The 15533-nt window shown below is 43.7% G+C and carries 13 protein-coding genes; 7 read left to right on the forward strand and 6 right to left on the reverse strand.

Going from position 1 to position 15533, the window contains the following annotated elements; genetic code table 11:
* The first annotated feature begins 13 nt into the window (after window positions 1-13).
* Window positions 14-502, forward strand: a complete 489-nt coding sequence (locus IDJ75_RS09275) for a cupin domain-containing protein (RefSeq protein ID WP_191175347.1) — start codon at window positions 14-16, stop codon at window positions 500-502.
* A gap of 20 nt (window positions 503-522) precedes the next feature.
* On the opposite strand, the gene IDJ75_RS09280 is transcribed toward IDJ75_RS09275, so the two are convergent.
* Entirely contained in the window at window positions 523-1041 is a 519-nt protein-coding gene (locus tag IDJ75_RS09280) for a hypothetical protein (protein ID WP_191175348.1), read from the reverse strand.
* Window positions 1042-1266: 225 nt separating this feature from the next.
* Complete coding sequence (locus IDJ75_RS09285) at window positions 1267-2202, reverse strand: hydrogen peroxide-inducible genes activator (RefSeq protein ID WP_191175349.1); 936 nt, start codon at window positions 2200-2202, stop codon at window positions 1267-1269.
* Between the two features lie 91 nt (window positions 2203-2293).
* Between IDJ75_RS09285 and IDJ75_RS09290 the strand changes: the two genes are divergently transcribed.
* Window positions 2294-3784 (forward strand): catalase, encoded by a 1491-nt coding sequence (locus tag IDJ75_RS09290; RefSeq protein ID WP_191175350.1) that lies wholly within the window; start codon window positions 2294-2296, stop codon window positions 3782-3784.
* A gap of 357 nt (window positions 3785-4141) precedes the next feature.
* On the opposite strand, the gene glmS is transcribed toward IDJ75_RS09290, so the two are convergent.
* The 3 genes from glmS to IDJ75_RS09305 form a co-directional block, all read right to left on the reverse strand.
* Window positions 4142-5977, reverse strand: a complete 1836-nt coding sequence (glmS, locus tag IDJ75_RS09295; protein ID WP_191175351.1) for a glutamine--fructose-6-phosphate transaminase (isomerizing) — start codon at window positions 5975-5977, stop codon at window positions 4142-4144.
* A 139-nt stretch (window positions 5978-6116) separates the two neighbouring features.
* The gene (locus IDJ75_RS09300; protein WP_191175352.1) at window positions 6117-7487 is read right to left on the reverse strand and encodes a DUF4270 domain-containing protein; all 1371 of its coding nucleotides are present in this window, start codon (window positions 7485-7487) and stop codon (window positions 6117-6119) included.
* A 15-nt stretch (window positions 7488-7502) separates the two neighbouring features.
* Window positions 7503-8327 carry a glycogen/starch synthase gene (locus IDJ75_RS09305; RefSeq protein WP_191175353.1) on the reverse strand — a complete coding sequence of 275 codons (825 nt, stop codon included), beginning with the start codon at window positions 8325-8327 and terminating at the stop codon, window positions 7503-7505.
* A gap of 153 nt (window positions 8328-8480) precedes the next feature.
* On the opposite strand from IDJ75_RS09305, the gene panC reads away from it, so the two are divergent.
* The 5 genes from panC (at window position 8481) to IDJ75_RS09330 (ending at window position 14606) form a co-directional block, all read left to right on the forward strand.
* Window positions 8481-9311 carry a pantoate--beta-alanine ligase gene (gene panC, locus IDJ75_RS09310; RefSeq protein ID WP_191175354.1) on the forward strand — a complete coding sequence of 277 codons (831 nt, stop codon included), beginning with the start codon at window positions 8481-8483 and terminating at the stop codon, window positions 9309-9311.
* Window positions 9312-9399: 88 nt separating this feature from the next.
* A complete protein-coding gene (gene panD, locus IDJ75_RS09315; protein WP_067059946.1) occupies window positions 9400-9750 on the forward strand; it encodes an aspartate 1-decarboxylase in 351 nt (116 codons plus the stop codon).
* A 29-nt stretch (window positions 9751-9779) separates the two neighbouring features.
* A complete protein-coding gene (locus IDJ75_RS09320; RefSeq protein ID WP_191175355.1) occupies window positions 9780-10769 on the forward strand; it encodes an energy transducer TonB in 990 nt (329 codons plus the stop codon).
* 244 nt (window positions 10770-11013) lie between these two features.
* Window positions 11014-13830 carry a carbamoyl-phosphate synthase large subunit gene (gene carB, locus IDJ75_RS09325; RefSeq protein ID WP_191175356.1) on the forward strand — a complete coding sequence of 939 codons (2817 nt, stop codon included), beginning with the start codon at window positions 11014-11016 and terminating at the stop codon, window positions 13828-13830.
* Window positions 13831-13913: 83 nt separating this feature from the next.
* Window positions 13914-14606, forward strand: a complete 693-nt coding sequence (locus tag IDJ75_RS09330; RefSeq protein ID WP_191175357.1) for a hypothetical protein — start codon at window positions 13914-13916, stop codon at window positions 14604-14606.
* 166 nt (window positions 14607-14772) lie between these two features.
* Here IDJ75_RS09330 and IDJ75_RS09335 read toward each other — a convergent pair whose 3' ends face one another.
* On the reverse strand, window positions 14773-15237 hold the full coding sequence (locus tag IDJ75_RS09335; RefSeq protein WP_191175358.1) for a DUF4920 domain-containing protein: 465 nt from the start codon (window positions 15235-15237) through the stop codon (window positions 14773-14775).
* Between the last annotated feature and the right edge of the window lie 296 nt (window positions 15238-15533).

Genomic DNA, 15533 nt, shown 5'->3' on the forward strand with positions numbered 1-15533 from the left:
TAATAACATACCTATGCCTCAAACAGCCCAATACTGGATAGATCACTTAAGCCTGCTGCCGCACCCCGAGGGAGGGTACTACAAAGAAATTTTCCGGTCGGACAATGAGGTTACCCGGGCCGGGGCTACGGTTGTGAAACAGGCCTGCACATCCATTTACTATTTACTGGAAGGCCAGGACTTTTCGGGTTTCCACCGACTGGCATCAGATGAGCTGTGGTACTTTCACAAAGGCGCGCCGCTGCACATCCATGTTATTGACCATGAAGGTGTACATACCACCATTGAACTGAGCGACAGCAGCACCGGCAGCCTGCAAGCGGTTATCCCGCCCCATACCTGGTTCGCGGCCCAGATATCATCAGCCACCGGCTTTGCCCTGGTGAGTTGTGCCGTTGCCCCCGGTTTTGATTTTGCCGAGTTCGAGATGGCTAAGAAGGATGACCTGCTGGAGCAATACCCGCAGCATAGGGAGTTGTTAAATAGGCTGTGCAGGGAGTAAGTGGTAGCCAAAGGCTGCCTTTACTTCTTTAACAACTCTACCGACCCTAAAAATGAGTCCTTGTTTTTGGTGACCAGATTAGCAGGTACCCGGCATGACAGCGAATACATTTTGCTTCCGGTTAAAATCATTTGTATGGTCAGCGTAGCTTTTGTGGTATTTTCAGTGCCCGAGAAGCTATAGGTAGTGTATGTTTTCCACTTACCTATTGTTATCTCACCGAAGGTATAGTTGGTTTTTTTAGATGCAAACCCCGCCAGCAACTGATCTGCAAACCGCTGGTCGTCCTTCATTGGTGCTAAAGTGGCCGAATCTAAGTGAGCCACAACACTATAGTCTATCATATTGGCGGTATAGGCAATACTGTCGGCCTGCTTAAGGGTATAAATATCAATGCCGTTTTTACTATCCTTTAGCGGCTCGGCAGGGAATTTTACTGATATTTTCTCGTCGAGGTTTTTAGTTATCCAGGTGGTTTGAGCATTAGCGGTGGCCGATAATATCAGCACAAATAACAGCAGGTAATATTTCTTTTTCATTTGATGTGAACAAGGGTTTGATTGATAGCGCCAAGATAGTATTGCAGCATCAATTTTGGTGAAGCTGTTTAGCGATTTATTTTAGTGATAGTATTGTTGTTAATGATATAGCCATGCATAGCCACAAAATAAAAGGAGCAGGCACAGGTAAATATCAGAAGCTACTACAGGAGGTAATATAAAAATGGGATGCCAAATTAACCCGGGGGGTATCATGCGGGCGGCCTATATCTCCATCACCTCTTTTTTCTTTTTAGTCCGCAGCCTTTTAGGTACAAAATCAAGTATCTCGTTTTTCAGGGCTTCTATCATCCGGCGCTTTAAAAAATTGCGGTGCATCACTATACTTACCTCGCGGGCCGGTTCGGGGCTTTTAAAATAGCGTACGCGATCGCGCTGCTTATCGCTCATTTCGGCAAGGGCAAGCTCTGGTAAAATGGTAGCGCCGTTATTCATATCAACCATTCGTTTTAGCGTTTCAACGCTGCCGGTGTTATACTCAAAATGCTGAAAGCCTTTGGTAGCCTTACGCCGCTGGCAAATGTTCAGTACCTGTTCGCGCATGCAATGCCCCTCGTTAAGCACCCAAATCTCCTCCATATCAATATCATCGGGGGTGATGGTTTTCTTTTTATACAGCTTGCTGTTTTTTGAAGCGTAGGCCACAAAGTTTTCGTAAAACACCGGGATCTCCGTAATGCTGCTTTCATGCAGCGGGGTTGATAGTATGCCGCAATCAATTGTGCCCAGTTTTAGCTGCTGGATGATCTGCTCGGTGGTTTGCTCCCAAACTATCAGTTTTACGGCCGGGTATTTTTGTATAAAGCCGTTTAATATTTTAGGTAATATATATGGCGATACTGTAGGGATAATACCCACTTTTAATTCGCCGGATAGTTCCTTCTGCCTGTCGCTGATGATTTCCTTTATCTTTTCACTTTCGGCCAGCAGCACCCTTGCCTGTGCTATAATTTCTTCACCAATTTCGGTAGGGATAACCGGCTGGTGGCTGCGGTCAAAAAGCTTTACCCCAAGGGTGTCTTCCAGTTTTTGTATTTGCATACTAAGGGTAGGCTGCGTTACAAAACATTTGTTGGCCGCCGCTACAAAACTACGGTAGGTATCAACCGCAATTACATATTCAAGCTGAGTTATAGTCATTATCAATATAATCTATCTAAAGATAGTAATTATTGATTTTTTCTATCCATTATTTTTAATCAAGTTTGGGAAAATACAAATCCACAACGTTATGGTACCCAATAAAAAGCTTACTACTGCATCAGGCAGGCCTTTTGCAGAGAACGAAAATTCTCAGACCATTGGCCCGCGTGGCCCTATCCTGCTTCAGGATTATATACTGCACGAAAAAATGGCTCATTTTAACCGCGAGCGTATCCCCGAGCGTGTGGTACATGCAAAGGGTTCGGGCGCGTATGGTACCCTAACAATTACGCATGATATAACTCAATATACCCGTGCAAAAGTATTTAACCAGGTAGGTAAAGAAACCCGCGCATTTCTGCGGTTCTCTACAGTTGGCGGCGAAAAAGGATCGGCTGATACAGAACGTGACCCCCGCGGCTTCGCCCTGAAGTTTTACACCGAGGATGGCAACTGGGACCTTGTGGGTAACAACACCCCGGTGTTTTTTATAAAAGACCCCAAAAAGTTTGGCGATTTTATCCATACCCAAAAACGCGACCCATACACCAACTGTAAGAGCCCAACCATGATTTGGGATTTTTGGTCGCTTAACCCCGAGAGCCTGCACCAGGTTACCATTTTGATGAGCGACAGGGGAACGCCTTACGGTTACCGCCATATGGATGGGTTTGGCAGCCATACCTTCTCGTTCATTAACGCGCAAAACCAACGTTTTTATGTAAAGTTCCATTTTAAAACCCAGCAGGGGATTAAGAACTTTACCGATGAAGAAGCCGGCGAGATGCGCGGTAAAAACCCCGATTTTGCACAGCATGACCTGTTAACGCATATTGATAACGGCGAATTCCCGAGATGGGCTGTGAAGATACAGGTAATGCCCGAAGCTGAAGCCGCAACTTACCATATTAACCCGTTTGACCTGACCAAGGTTTGGCCACATGGCGATTACCCGCTTATTGATGTAGGCATTTTAGAGCTTAACGAAAACCCCGATAACTATTTTGCGCATGTGGAGCAGGCTGCTTTTGCGCCGGCACACGTTGTAGATGGTATAGGCTACTCGCCAGATAAGATGTTACAGGGGCGCATACTTTCTTACCCTGATGCGCACCGTTACCGCCTTGGGGCTAATTACGAGCAAATACCGGTAAACCGCTGCCCTTTTATGGTGAACAACTACCAACGCGACGGCCAGATGCGTATTGACGGCAATGGCGGTAAAAACCCTAACTACTTCCCAAACAGTTTTGATGACATTGAGGCCGACCAGCATTACAAAGAACCGGCCTGGGATGTAAATGCGCAGGTTGCCGATTGGTATGACCGCAATGCCGAAAACGAGAACGACCACTACACCCAACCGGGGAACCTGTACCGTTTGATGGATGAGACCGCTAAGAAGGACCTGATCAAAAACATTGTTAACTCAATGAGTGGTATTGAAGGCCCTAAAAAGGATGAGATTACCAACAGACAGCTTTGCCACTGGTTCCGTGCGGATATTGGGCTGGGTATGGCTATTGCACAAGGCCTGCAGTTAGACCTGAGCGAAACCATGAAGCACATGCCGGCATAGTTTAGATTTGAGATATTAGATGTGAGATTTGAGAAAAGTTCACATAAAAAGCCTCTCGCCAGTTAACGAGAGGCTTTTGTTATTTCTTGGGTTTGCGTTTGGTGGCCGATTTAATACAGTTAGGCACTTTCTTACCATTTTTTGTTTTCATACCCGCTATTTTGTAGCCCGCCCAGCACGGGCCTCTTTTCCCCCGGTTTGCCATAATTTTAGTTTTTGTTGATTGATGTATGGCAAGGATTGTTCCAAAAAACAAATATTGGATTTTGGCTATGGACGGGAATGAGGCAAAAAAAATGTGAGATCCGAAACCTTGCGGTCTCAAATCTCACATCTAATAGCTTAAATCTGAGTTTTTTACTCTACCGTTACCGATTTTGCAAGGTTACGGGGTTGGTCAACATTACAACCGCGCATTACCGCTATATGGTATGATAACAGCTGCAATGGTATTGTTGCCAGTAATGGCACAAAAGTTTCGCCTGTTAGCGGGATCTCAATTGTATAATCGGCCATTGCTTTAACATCGGTATCACCTTCTGATACAATGGCGATAACATGGCCGCCACGGGCTTTTACCTCCTGTATGTTGCTGATAACTTTCTCATACGATGAGTTTTTAGTAGCAATAAATACAACCGGCATATCTGCGTCAATTAAAGCGATAGGGCCGTGTTTCATTTCGGCAGCAGGGTAGCCTTCTGCGTGTATGTATGAAATTTCTTTCAGCTTTAAAGCACCTTCAAGCGCAACAGGGAATGAGCTGCCACGGCCAAGAAACAGGCAGTTGGCTGAATCTTTAAAACGTTCGGCTATGGCTTTAACCACATCGTTACATTTTAAGGTTTCTTCAACCAGGGCTGGTATCTCATCCAGTTCGGTAAGGTATTCAACAAATTTGCTTTGGGTTATAGTGCCCCTTTGTTGGGCAATATAAAACGCAATAAGGGTTAGTATAGTAACCTGGGCGGTAAACGCCTTGGTTGATGCAACGCCAATTTCCGGCCCGGCGTGGGTGTAAACCCCTGCATGTGTAATACGCGGTATAGATGCGCCTACAACGTTACAAATACCAAAAATAGTGGCGCCTTTTTCTTTAGCCAGTTCAATAGCGGCCATGGTATCGGCAGTTTCGCCCGATTGTGAAATGGCAATAACCAGGTCTTTTGATGATATGATAGGATTGCGGTACCTAAACTCTGAAGCGTATTCAACTTCAACAGGTACGCGTGCATATTCTTCAATCAAATACTCGCCAACCAAGCCCGCATGCCATGATGTGCCGCATGCAACGATAATGATACGGTCGATATTTTTTAGTTTTTCGATATACTCTTTAATACCACCCAGGGTAACAATGCCATGCTCAGGGTCGATACGGCCGCGCAGACAGTCGCGGATAGAGCGGGGTTGCTCGTATATCTCTTTAAGCATAAAGTGGTCATAGCCGCCTTTTTCAAGCATCTCCAGTTTAAGCTCGAGCTCTTGTATATACGGTGTCTGGATAGTGTTATCAATATTTTTGATCAGCAGGTCATCGCGCCTTACATATGCAATCTCGTTATCGTTTAAATAGATAACGTTTTTAGTGTACTCAACAATTGGTGTAGCATCAGATGCAATAAAATACTCGCCTTTACCAACACCAATTACCATCGGGCTGCCTTTGCGTGCAGCTATAAGTTCGTCGGGTTCATCCTCGCTCATAATAACTATTGCGTAGGCGCCAACAACACGGTTCAGGGCAAGCCTTACGGCTTCGCGCAGGCCAAGGCCGGTTACGTCTTTAATCTCTTCAATAAGATGTATCAACACCTCAGTATCGGTGTCGCTTTTAAACTCATGCCCTTTTGAGGACAGGGCCTCTTTTAAGGTAGCGTAGTTCTCAATTATACCATTGTGGATGATGGTAAGCTTGCCATCGCCGGAGGTATGCGGATGCGAGTTGCGGTCGCTTGGGGCGCCGTGGGTAGCCCAGCGGGTATGCCCCATACCTACAGAGCCTGAAACGTCTGCGTCTTTTACATGGGCTTCAAGCTCGCTTACTTTTCCGGCCTTTTTAAAAAGTTTTAAGCCGTCATTAGCCAGTGCTATACCAGCACTGTCATACCCCCTGTACTCAAGCCTGTGAAGCCCTTTTATTACTATTGGATAGGCGTCTCTGAAGCCTATATAACCTACTATGCCGCACATAAATAAATAGAATTTTTAATGTAATTAATAGAATTAGATGTGCGACAAAAGTAAGGAGATAAATAGCATTATCAAATGCTATTTATCAGATAAAAAAAAATACCCCTAATGGGGTATTTTTAAATGCTTTTAAAAAGTTTTATTGATTTATTTTGGTGTATATAATGTTAAGCTTTACCCGGTAAGGCGAATTTTTACCTACTATTATTGACCTATCGGCATAAGTAGATGCGGGGGTAACGTCAATAGTTGTACCAGTAGGGTTTACAGGTGCCAGGAAAGTACCGTAATCTACAGTTTTGCCACGTAACAGGTCTTGTAAATAAGCGGTTATTATAAAATGGTATTCACCGGTGGCTGCATTATATGCTCCGCCAAAGTTTGATGCTCTTGGGTCGGTTGATGATGCATCTTGTAAGGTTGTACGCTGGCGTGCAATGTCGTACTTGTAAAGCGTTAGCCTTTTGCTTGGTGCAAACGGTGTTGCAGAGCCCGGATCAACCTTAACGATCAATTCGGCGCGGTTTAATACAACATTGTCGCTGCCTCCCTCGGATGCAAAGATGCTTTTAACATCGGGGAGGGTTAATTTAGCCCTAAGCCCGGCAAGTCCCTGTAAATATACAAGCCCTTTAGTTGATGTGTTATCTAATGCGGCCAGTACTTTGGTACTATAAGTATGTTTAATTTCGGTAACTTTTCTGCCAAGTGATAGTGAAATTGAGGTGGTATCGGTAGTAGAGCCGTTAATGTTTTTATAATAAATTGTTAACGCCGCCGAATCGAGATTGAAATACATATTACCACCCACACCAGGTGTTTGATTTTTATCAAGTGAAATATATAAACCATTCATTTGGTTTTCGTAAATCACAGGGTTGCTTAATACTGTCTGAGCAACTAAAAAAAAGTGTTGATTAATAAAATCCGGATCAATAGGGATACGTACCTGTGGTTTAACCTTTATCAGTGTATCGGGGCCACCTTTCACCATGTTTAATATTTTCAGTGTGTCATGCGCTCTGGCCGAAAAAGTTTTAGACCCTATTATATCACTGTAAGATTCAAAATGCTTGGTGTTGTAGTATGATTTTGTAGCTACAATACGCTCACTAAGCTGGCGCACGTCAATTTTATATGTTGATAACAGCGAATCACCATAAAAGCCATCAGTAGCGTAAGGCAGGATCAATCGGGCCGAGTCAATGGTGATTGTTCCGGTTGGTAAGGTGTAAGCAGTTGCGCCCGGGGTTGATAGCACCATTGCAATGTTAGTTTCGGTTGTGCCAAACTCCGGATCCTTAAAGTAGGATAAAGGCACCCTGCTTGATAAGCCGCTGGTTATAACGCTGTCTTCTTTAACGGTGGTGGCCATTATACTGGTATCAGCTATAAGTTTACCGGCAATTGGTGTAGCCGGGTCTAAGCCTATACCATCCTGGGTTTTACAGCTATTCAAAATAAAAAGACTTATTAACAGGGTTAATAAGCCTAATTTGTAAAATTTCATATATAATTTTAAAGCTTATGCAACATCCACCAATTGCTCGTTGGTGATTTCTTCGTAAAAATTGTAATAATTTTCGAAATCCGAAGTAGAAACGTATTCCAAAACCGATTTATTGCTGTTTTTAACATTATTTAACACATCTGCATCAATATCGGCGCTGCCCAGTACAATGCCGTCGCTGTAGTGTATTGCACCTGCGTACATTGCAGTATTGGTGCCATCCTTGTAAACTTCGGTATGTGCTTCGGTCATATCGCCCATTACAGCCTTGCTTGCAAAATCGGCATCCAGTTTCTCTTTAAAATCATTTCCATAAATAGAGTAAACTACTTTTGAATTTTTAAAGGTTGGGTCGTCTTTATATGTTGTTTTTAAATAAGCCGGCACTAAAGCGCTCATCCAGCCATGGCAGTGAATAACATCAGGTGCCCAGCCAAGTTTCTTAACGGTTTCTAAAGCGCCTTTGCAGAAAAAGATCATGCGCTCATCATTGTCAGCATAAAATTTGCCGTCTTTGTCATTAAACACGTGCTTGCGCTGAAAATACTCTTCATTATCTAAAAAGTAAACCTGCATGCGTGCTGCCGGTATAGAAGCCACCTTAATAATCAGTGGATTATCATTATCGTTAATAATAATGTTCATCCCCGATAAACGGATAACCTCATGTAAACGGTTCCTGCGCTCATTAATGTTCCCGAAACGTGGCATCAAAATGCGAATTTCGAAACCCTTCTCCTGCATGGCTTGCGGAAGCTGACGGGTTATTTCGGCAATTTTTGTGAGTTCAAGGAAAGGAGACATTTCATGAGTTATGAACAGTAGTTTTGATTTACCCATCACTAATCAGTATTAATAAATGTAAAGAAGTCAAAAAATTTGAGTGTGCAAATATAAGCATTATTATATGAACTGGCAACCACTTATGCAAGAGGGTTTGGTAGTTTTTAAGTAATTGCACACCTTTACCAAATTTTTGCAACCCTTTTTAGTTTGAAAATATTTACCACACGCCGGCAAATCCGGGAATATCTATCCGCACAAAACCCAGCAACTGTTGGGTTTGTACCCACCATGGGCGCGCTGCATAATGGCCATCTGTCGTTAATTGCGCAGGCAAAGCAGGGCAACAATATTGTTGTTTGCAGCATTTTTGTTAACCCAACACAGTTTAACGATCCCAAAGACCTGGAAAATTACCCACGCCCCATTGAGGCCGATATAGCCAAACTGGAGCAGGCCGGCTGCGATGTTTTGTTTAACCCCGCCGTTACAGAAATGTATGACGCAAATGAGCAATGGCATTTGAATATTGGCCCGCTTGAGCATTTGCTTGAGGGCGAATTCAGGCCAGGGCATTACCAGGGCGTAACGCAGGTGGTTTACAAATTGCTAGATATTGTTAAGCCCGATACCCTTTACATGGGGCAAAAGGATTACCAGCAAATTATGGTTGTTAACCGCATGATTGAACTGATGGATATGCCCGTAAAAATGGTGATGTGCCCCATTGAGCGGGAGGCGGATGGTTTGGCCATGAGCTCGCGCAATATTCATTTATCACCTGCCGACAGGCAACACGCGCTTGTATTGTCAAAAACGCTGAATTGGGTAAAAAGCAACTTTGATATTGATAATATACCGCAGCTACAACAGCAGGCAATGGAGATGCTTAAAGCTGAAAATGACGTACAGCCCGAGTATTTTGAGATAGTTGATGGGGAAAGCTTATTGCCTGCCGGTAAAGATAGTACAACTATTGTAGCCCTTACTGCCGCCCGTGTTGGCAAAACAAGGCTGATAGATAATGTATTGATAAAGTAAACGGCAGATCACGGCACCGTCATGTATATATTACAATGTGGCGATGATGCATAAACTTTACAGATAAAAATATTCCTACCTTTGCACCATGATTATTGAGGTATTAAAATCAAAGCTTCATCGCGTTAAGGTTACACAGGCCGAACTGAACTATGTTGGCAGCATAACCATTGATGAAGACCTTATTGAGGCTGCTAATATCATCCCGAATGAGAAAGTGCAGATTGTTAATAACAACAACGGAGCCCGTTTTGAAACCTATGTTATAAAAGGCGAACGCGGCAGCGGCACCGTATGCCTTAACGGCGCAACCGCAAGGCTTGCCCAGGTTGGCGATATCGTTATCATCATGTCATACGCATATATGGAAGCTGATGAAGCCCGTGCTTATGAGCCTATATTGATCTTCCCGGATGCAAATAATAAATTAATAAAGTAAATTAGCGGAGCTTAAACCCGCTTACTATAATGCGACTTTTCCTTATTGCCGCTTTTTTACTTACCACTTCGGTTTGTTTTGCGCAACGCCAAAATGTTTATTTCTTAAAGGAGGATAACTCCCTTGTTGATAATAAAGATAGTGCCGACTTTATCCGTGTAGTTAGCGAACCCGACTCAGGGGCAACGCTTTTTAATGTAATAGAATACTACCCCAATGGCAATAAAAAGCTAACCGGCAGGTCAAAGACGATCGACCCGTTGCGTTTACAAGGAGTATGCCTTACCTTTTATAAGAATGGTTTTAGAAAATCGTCTGAAAACTACGAGGATGGTGTGTTGGCCGGCAGCGTTGATGAATACTATCCAAACGGGCGGTTATCTACCCGTAAAGAATATATTTTAAAAGATAATGTAGAACCTAAATTACATTATAAATATAAGACCAGTACTTTTACTATACAGCAGGCTTTCGACTCGTTAGGTAACGTTACTGTAAAAGACGGCAATGGTATTTATAGCGGATACAATGAAGACCCCGTTAATAATTTAAAAGTTACAGAAGAGGGGCCCATTAAAAACGGGCTGCGTTCAGGAATATGGAAAGGTTTTGATAAAAAATATGATACCATGTTTGAAGAGGTTTATGAAAATGGGGATCTGGTATCAGGCAAGGCAGTGCATAATGGCGTAGCTGTTAATTATAGCAAAACCCGGGTGGAGAATCCAAAATTTCCGGGTGGCGAATCGGGCTTTAACAGATACCTTTCAAGAGGAATAAAATACCCTGCAAAAGACAGGGAAAATAATACTCAGGGCCGTGTGGTTTTGTCTTTTGTAATCAACAAGGATGGGGAACTTACAAATGCAAAGGTAATAAGATCAGTTAGTGAAGGTATTGATAACGAAGCATTACGGATGCTTAAGAATAGCCCTAAATGGATACCGGGTACCGCTTATGGGTCGCCTGCAAAAGTCAGGTATAGCGTGCCAATTGGTTTTGCTCTGTCAAGGGAGTAGCAGCTCCGCATAATGTGCATAGCGCATGTTTTGGATGATAATTGTAGCTATCACATTAATTTGAAAATTTAACATTTCAAATCCCTGCAAATTACTATCTTTGCACCCCGACGCTGAGGTCGGGATTTTTCGCCTTTCAGCGCATAGGATTTTCAAGTCCTTAGTCGTTAGTCGTTAGTCTTTTATCGCTTGATTTAGACCTTGACTTAAGACTTTGGACATAAGACATAAGACTTAAAAAACTATGCCCAGAGACACTTCCATCAAATCCGTTTTAATTATTGGTTCAGGCCCTATTATTATTGGCCAGGCGTGTGAGTTTGATTATGCGGGTTCGCAGGCTGCCCTTTCCTTAAAAGACGAGGGTATCGAGGTTTCTATTATAAATAGCAACCCCGCCACTATCATGACCGATAAGGTTATTGCAGACCATGTTTATTTGCTACCGCTTGAACCGGAGAGTATTGAAAAGATACTACAAGAACAAAAAATTGATGCAGTACTGCCTACTATGGGCGGCCAAACCGCACTTAACCTTTGCATCAGCGTTGCCGAGCGGGGCATTTGGGAGAAATACGGTGTAAAAATTGTTGGTGTAGATTTAGATGCTATTGAAAAAACAGAGAACCGCGAAGCCTTCCGCCAGTTAATGGTTGATATAGGCGTTGGGGTGGCAACTTCAAAAATTGCCAACTCGTTTTTAGAAGGTAAAGAAGCCGCACAGCAAATTGGTTTCCCGCTGGTTATACGCCCAAGCTATACCCTTGGTGGTAAAGGTGCAGGCTTTGTGCATAAAAAAGAAGAATTTGACGCCGCCTTAAGCCGTGGCTTGCAGGCATCACCAACCCATGAGGTTTTGGTAGAGCAGGCTGTTTTAGGCTGGAAAGAATACGAGCTGGAGCTTTTAAGAGATAGTAACGATAACGTTATTATTATCTGCTCTATCGAAAACTTCGACCCGATGGGTATCCATACAGGCGACTCGATAACCGTGGCCCCGGCCATGACCCTGAGCGACCGCTGCTACCAGGAAATGCGTAACCAGGCCATCAAAATGATGCGTGCCATCGGGAACTTCGCAGGTGGTTGTAATGTGCAGTTTTCGGTTAATCCTGCTAATGAAGAGATCATCGCTATCGAGATCAACCCGCGTGTATCACGCTCGTCAGCATTAGCATCAAAAGCAACAGGTTACCCAATTGCTAAAATAGCTGCCAAGCTGGCCATAGGTTATAACCTTGATGAAATAGAGAACCAGATCACCAAAACAACATCAGCTTACTTTGAGCCAACGTTGGATTACGTGATCGTAAAGATCCCCCGCTGGAACTTCGATAAATTTAAAGGCGCTAACCGTGAGCTTGGTTTAACCATGAAATCAGTTGGTGAGGTTATGGGCATAGGCCGCAGCTTTATTGAGGCTTTACAGAAAGCCTGCCAGAGCCTTGAAATTGGCCGCGCCGGCCTTGGTGCCGACGGCCGCCAAAGCCGCAACCTTGACGAGATAATGCACAGCCTGGAGCATCCAAGCTGGGACAGGTTGTTCCACATCTATGATGCTATGAGCCTTGGTGTGCCAATTGAATCTATCCGTAAAGTAACAAAGATCGACCGCTGGTTCCTGAACCAGATACAGGATGTAGTGAACGTAGAAACAGAACTGCGCCGCTACTCGCTGAATAATATCCCTGAAGATTTCTTCTTCACCCTGAAACAACGTGGCTTTTCTGATACCCAGATAGCGTATGTTTTAGGCAATGTAACCGAAGAAGATGTTTATCAGCGCAGAAAAGCCTTAAACATAAAACGTGTTTATAAAATGGTTGATACCTGCGCGGCAGAGTTTGCGGCAAAAACGCCATACTACTACTCTACGTACGAAGGCGAGAACGAATCGATCGTGTCTGATAAAAAGAAGATCATAGTATTAGGATCGGGCCCTAACCGTATTGGCCAGGGTATTGAGTTTGATTACAGCTGCGTACATGGTTTGCTTGCTGCCAAAGAAGCAGGTTACGAAGCCATTATGGTTAACTGTAACCCCGAAACCGTATCTACCGATTTTAACATGGCTGATAAGCTGTACTTTGAGCCCGTTTTTTGGGAGCATGTACGCGAGATAATTGACCTTGAAAAACCGGAAGGTGTGATTGTTCAGCTTGGTGGCCAAACTGCCCTGAAGATGGCAGAAAAGCTGCACCAGCATGGTATCAAGATCGTTGGTACATCGTTCAATAATATGGATATAGCCGAAGACCGCGGCCGCTTTAGCGACCTGCTGAAAGAGCTTGGTATCCCTTACCCTAAATATGGCGTTGCCGAAAGTGCTGAGGAAGCGTTAGAAGTTGCACATGAGGTTGGCTACCCCGTATTGGTGCGACCAAGTTACGTGCTTGGCGGCCAGGGCATGAGCATTGTTATAAACGATGAGGACCTGGAAAAAGCGGTGGTCAACTTGTTGAAGAATTTACCCGGTAACCGTGTATTGATAGATCACTTCCTTGACCGCGCTGCCGAAACCGAGTCAGATTCTATCCACGATGGCGAAGATGTACACATCATTGGTTTGATGGAGCATATTGAGCCTGCCGGTATCCACTCAGGCGATTCATTCGCGGTGTTGCCGCCGTTTGATCTATCAGATAATGTGATAAGCCAGATGGAAGAATATACTGCCAAAATAGCACGTGCGCTTAACGTTCGGGGCTTGCTGAATATACAGTTTGCTGTTAAAGACGATAAGGTGTATGTGATAGAGGCTAACCCCCGCGCATCGCGTACAGTGCCATTTATAGCCAAGGCTTATGATGTACCTTACATTAACATAGCTGCTAAAGTAATGCTTGGCGTTAATAAATTAAAAGACTTTACTATTGAGCGTAAGCTTAAAGGATATGCAATAAAAGAACCCGTATTTTCGTTTGATAAGTTCCCGGAAGTAAACAAGGAGCTTGGCCCAGAAATGAAATCAACCGGCGAAGCCATCAGGTTTATACCTGACCTGGACGACCCGTATTTCAGGCATCTTTACAAAGAAAAATCAATGTATTTAAGTAAGTAGTTCTAAACTGGCATCAGTTTTGAATTTAAGGTTAGCCACCGTGTTATTACGGTGGCTACATGGTTTAATTTAGTACTATAGTATTGAAAGTTAATTTAAAGAATACGCCGGTCGTTAATTTAAGCAATATCGACCCGGAGGATATAGGTGATGTGTTACTAAAGATCGAAAGATCATTCAATATCAGGTTCACAGACGAAGACCTTACCCACATAAAAACCTTTGGCGCACTATGCGACCTGGTTGTTGATAAGGTTAAACAGGTACAAAGCGATAGCTGTACAACGCAGCAGGCCTTCTATAAATTGCGTAACGCTATTAATGCTAAAAAGCCCATTGAAAAATGCGACTTAAAGCCACAAACAAAACTTTGCGAGCTTTTTCCGCGCGATAACCGTATTGAGGTTGTTGCCGATCTTGAAAATGAAATGGGTTTACATATGAACCTGCTCCAGCCGAAACAATGGATAGTTTATAGTTTTGCCGGGCTGCTTATGGCAGCGATAGCCTTATCATTTATTAATAATGTTGCAGGGTTTATTGTAGCCGGGCTGGCCATTACCGGTTTAATACTTGCCGGTAAATTTGGGAAGGAGCTTAAGGTGAAAACACTTGGTGACCTTTCTGAAAAAATTGCGCGCGAGCATTATCTGAAATGCCGCCGTGATGCTTCAACCGTTAACCGTGGCGAAGTGGCCGAAAAAGTAAAAGAACTTTTTGCCGATTATCTGCACGTGGAACCATCAGCGTTAAAAAAACAAGCACGTTTCGCATAAGCATTTTGAACACAATATTAAAAAAGCGATGGTTTTTAAACCCATCGCTTTTTTTGTGTCCGGTCATCCTGAGCCTGTCGAAGGACGCGCGTGGGATAGTCCGCCAATGGTTCGACAAGCTCACCATGACAAAGGTGCAAACAGGAAACCCACCACTGCAAACCGCTTACTTGTCTACCATCAGGCCCCAAACCTCAAAAGTTATGCGTGCTTTAGGGTTTACTTTTTCTGTATGTTGTTTAGCCCCGCTTACGGTGTCGCCGGCAAAATGCTGCATATCATCGGCAGTTAACACGCGCTGGGCAACGCCTTCAATAATTACCGTGCGGCCTTTAATAGCCTGCGGAAGCTTAATATTGTAGTTTTTAAAATGCGCGGCAATTACCTTCCCTTCACCGGCATCCATTTCAAACCAGCCCCCCTGCTCTTTGGTAACTTTAATGATCTTCCCTGTAAGGGCCGTGGTTTGCCGTATCTTGTTACCCATAAAGCCCTCTATTTTGTTGGCCGGCACAGGCGCAATATCATTTGGTTTATCGCCAAAAACCATTCCATGCGGTAAAGGGGTATGCTTTTGGGCAAAACCGTTTATTGTACAAAAAATAAAAACAAGGATAAGTAACCGTTTCATTATGATAGTTAACATACGGTATAGCTGTTAGTTTTAAATTTCGGGTGCTGATGTAAAGGGATAGCCACATTAAAACCAAAAACCCTATTATATAAGTAAAGCCCCTGATGGGCAGGGGCCTTTACTAACCAATTATAAACCTAAATTATGAGAAGAGCTGTAGGAGAAGGGGTCGAACCTTCAAAGAGTGGTTATTCTTATTGCTAAGAGTTTCCCATGATCTCCGCCACCGCGACAAGGAGGTGTGTCTGCCAAAAATTTCACCATCCTACAGGATATAAATCAAACCTTGCGTT

It is taken from the genome of Mucilaginibacter rigui, from assembly GCF_014773275.1.
GTDB lineage: Bacteria > Bacteroidota > Bacteroidia > Sphingobacteriales > Sphingobacteriaceae > Mucilaginibacter > Mucilaginibacter rigui_A.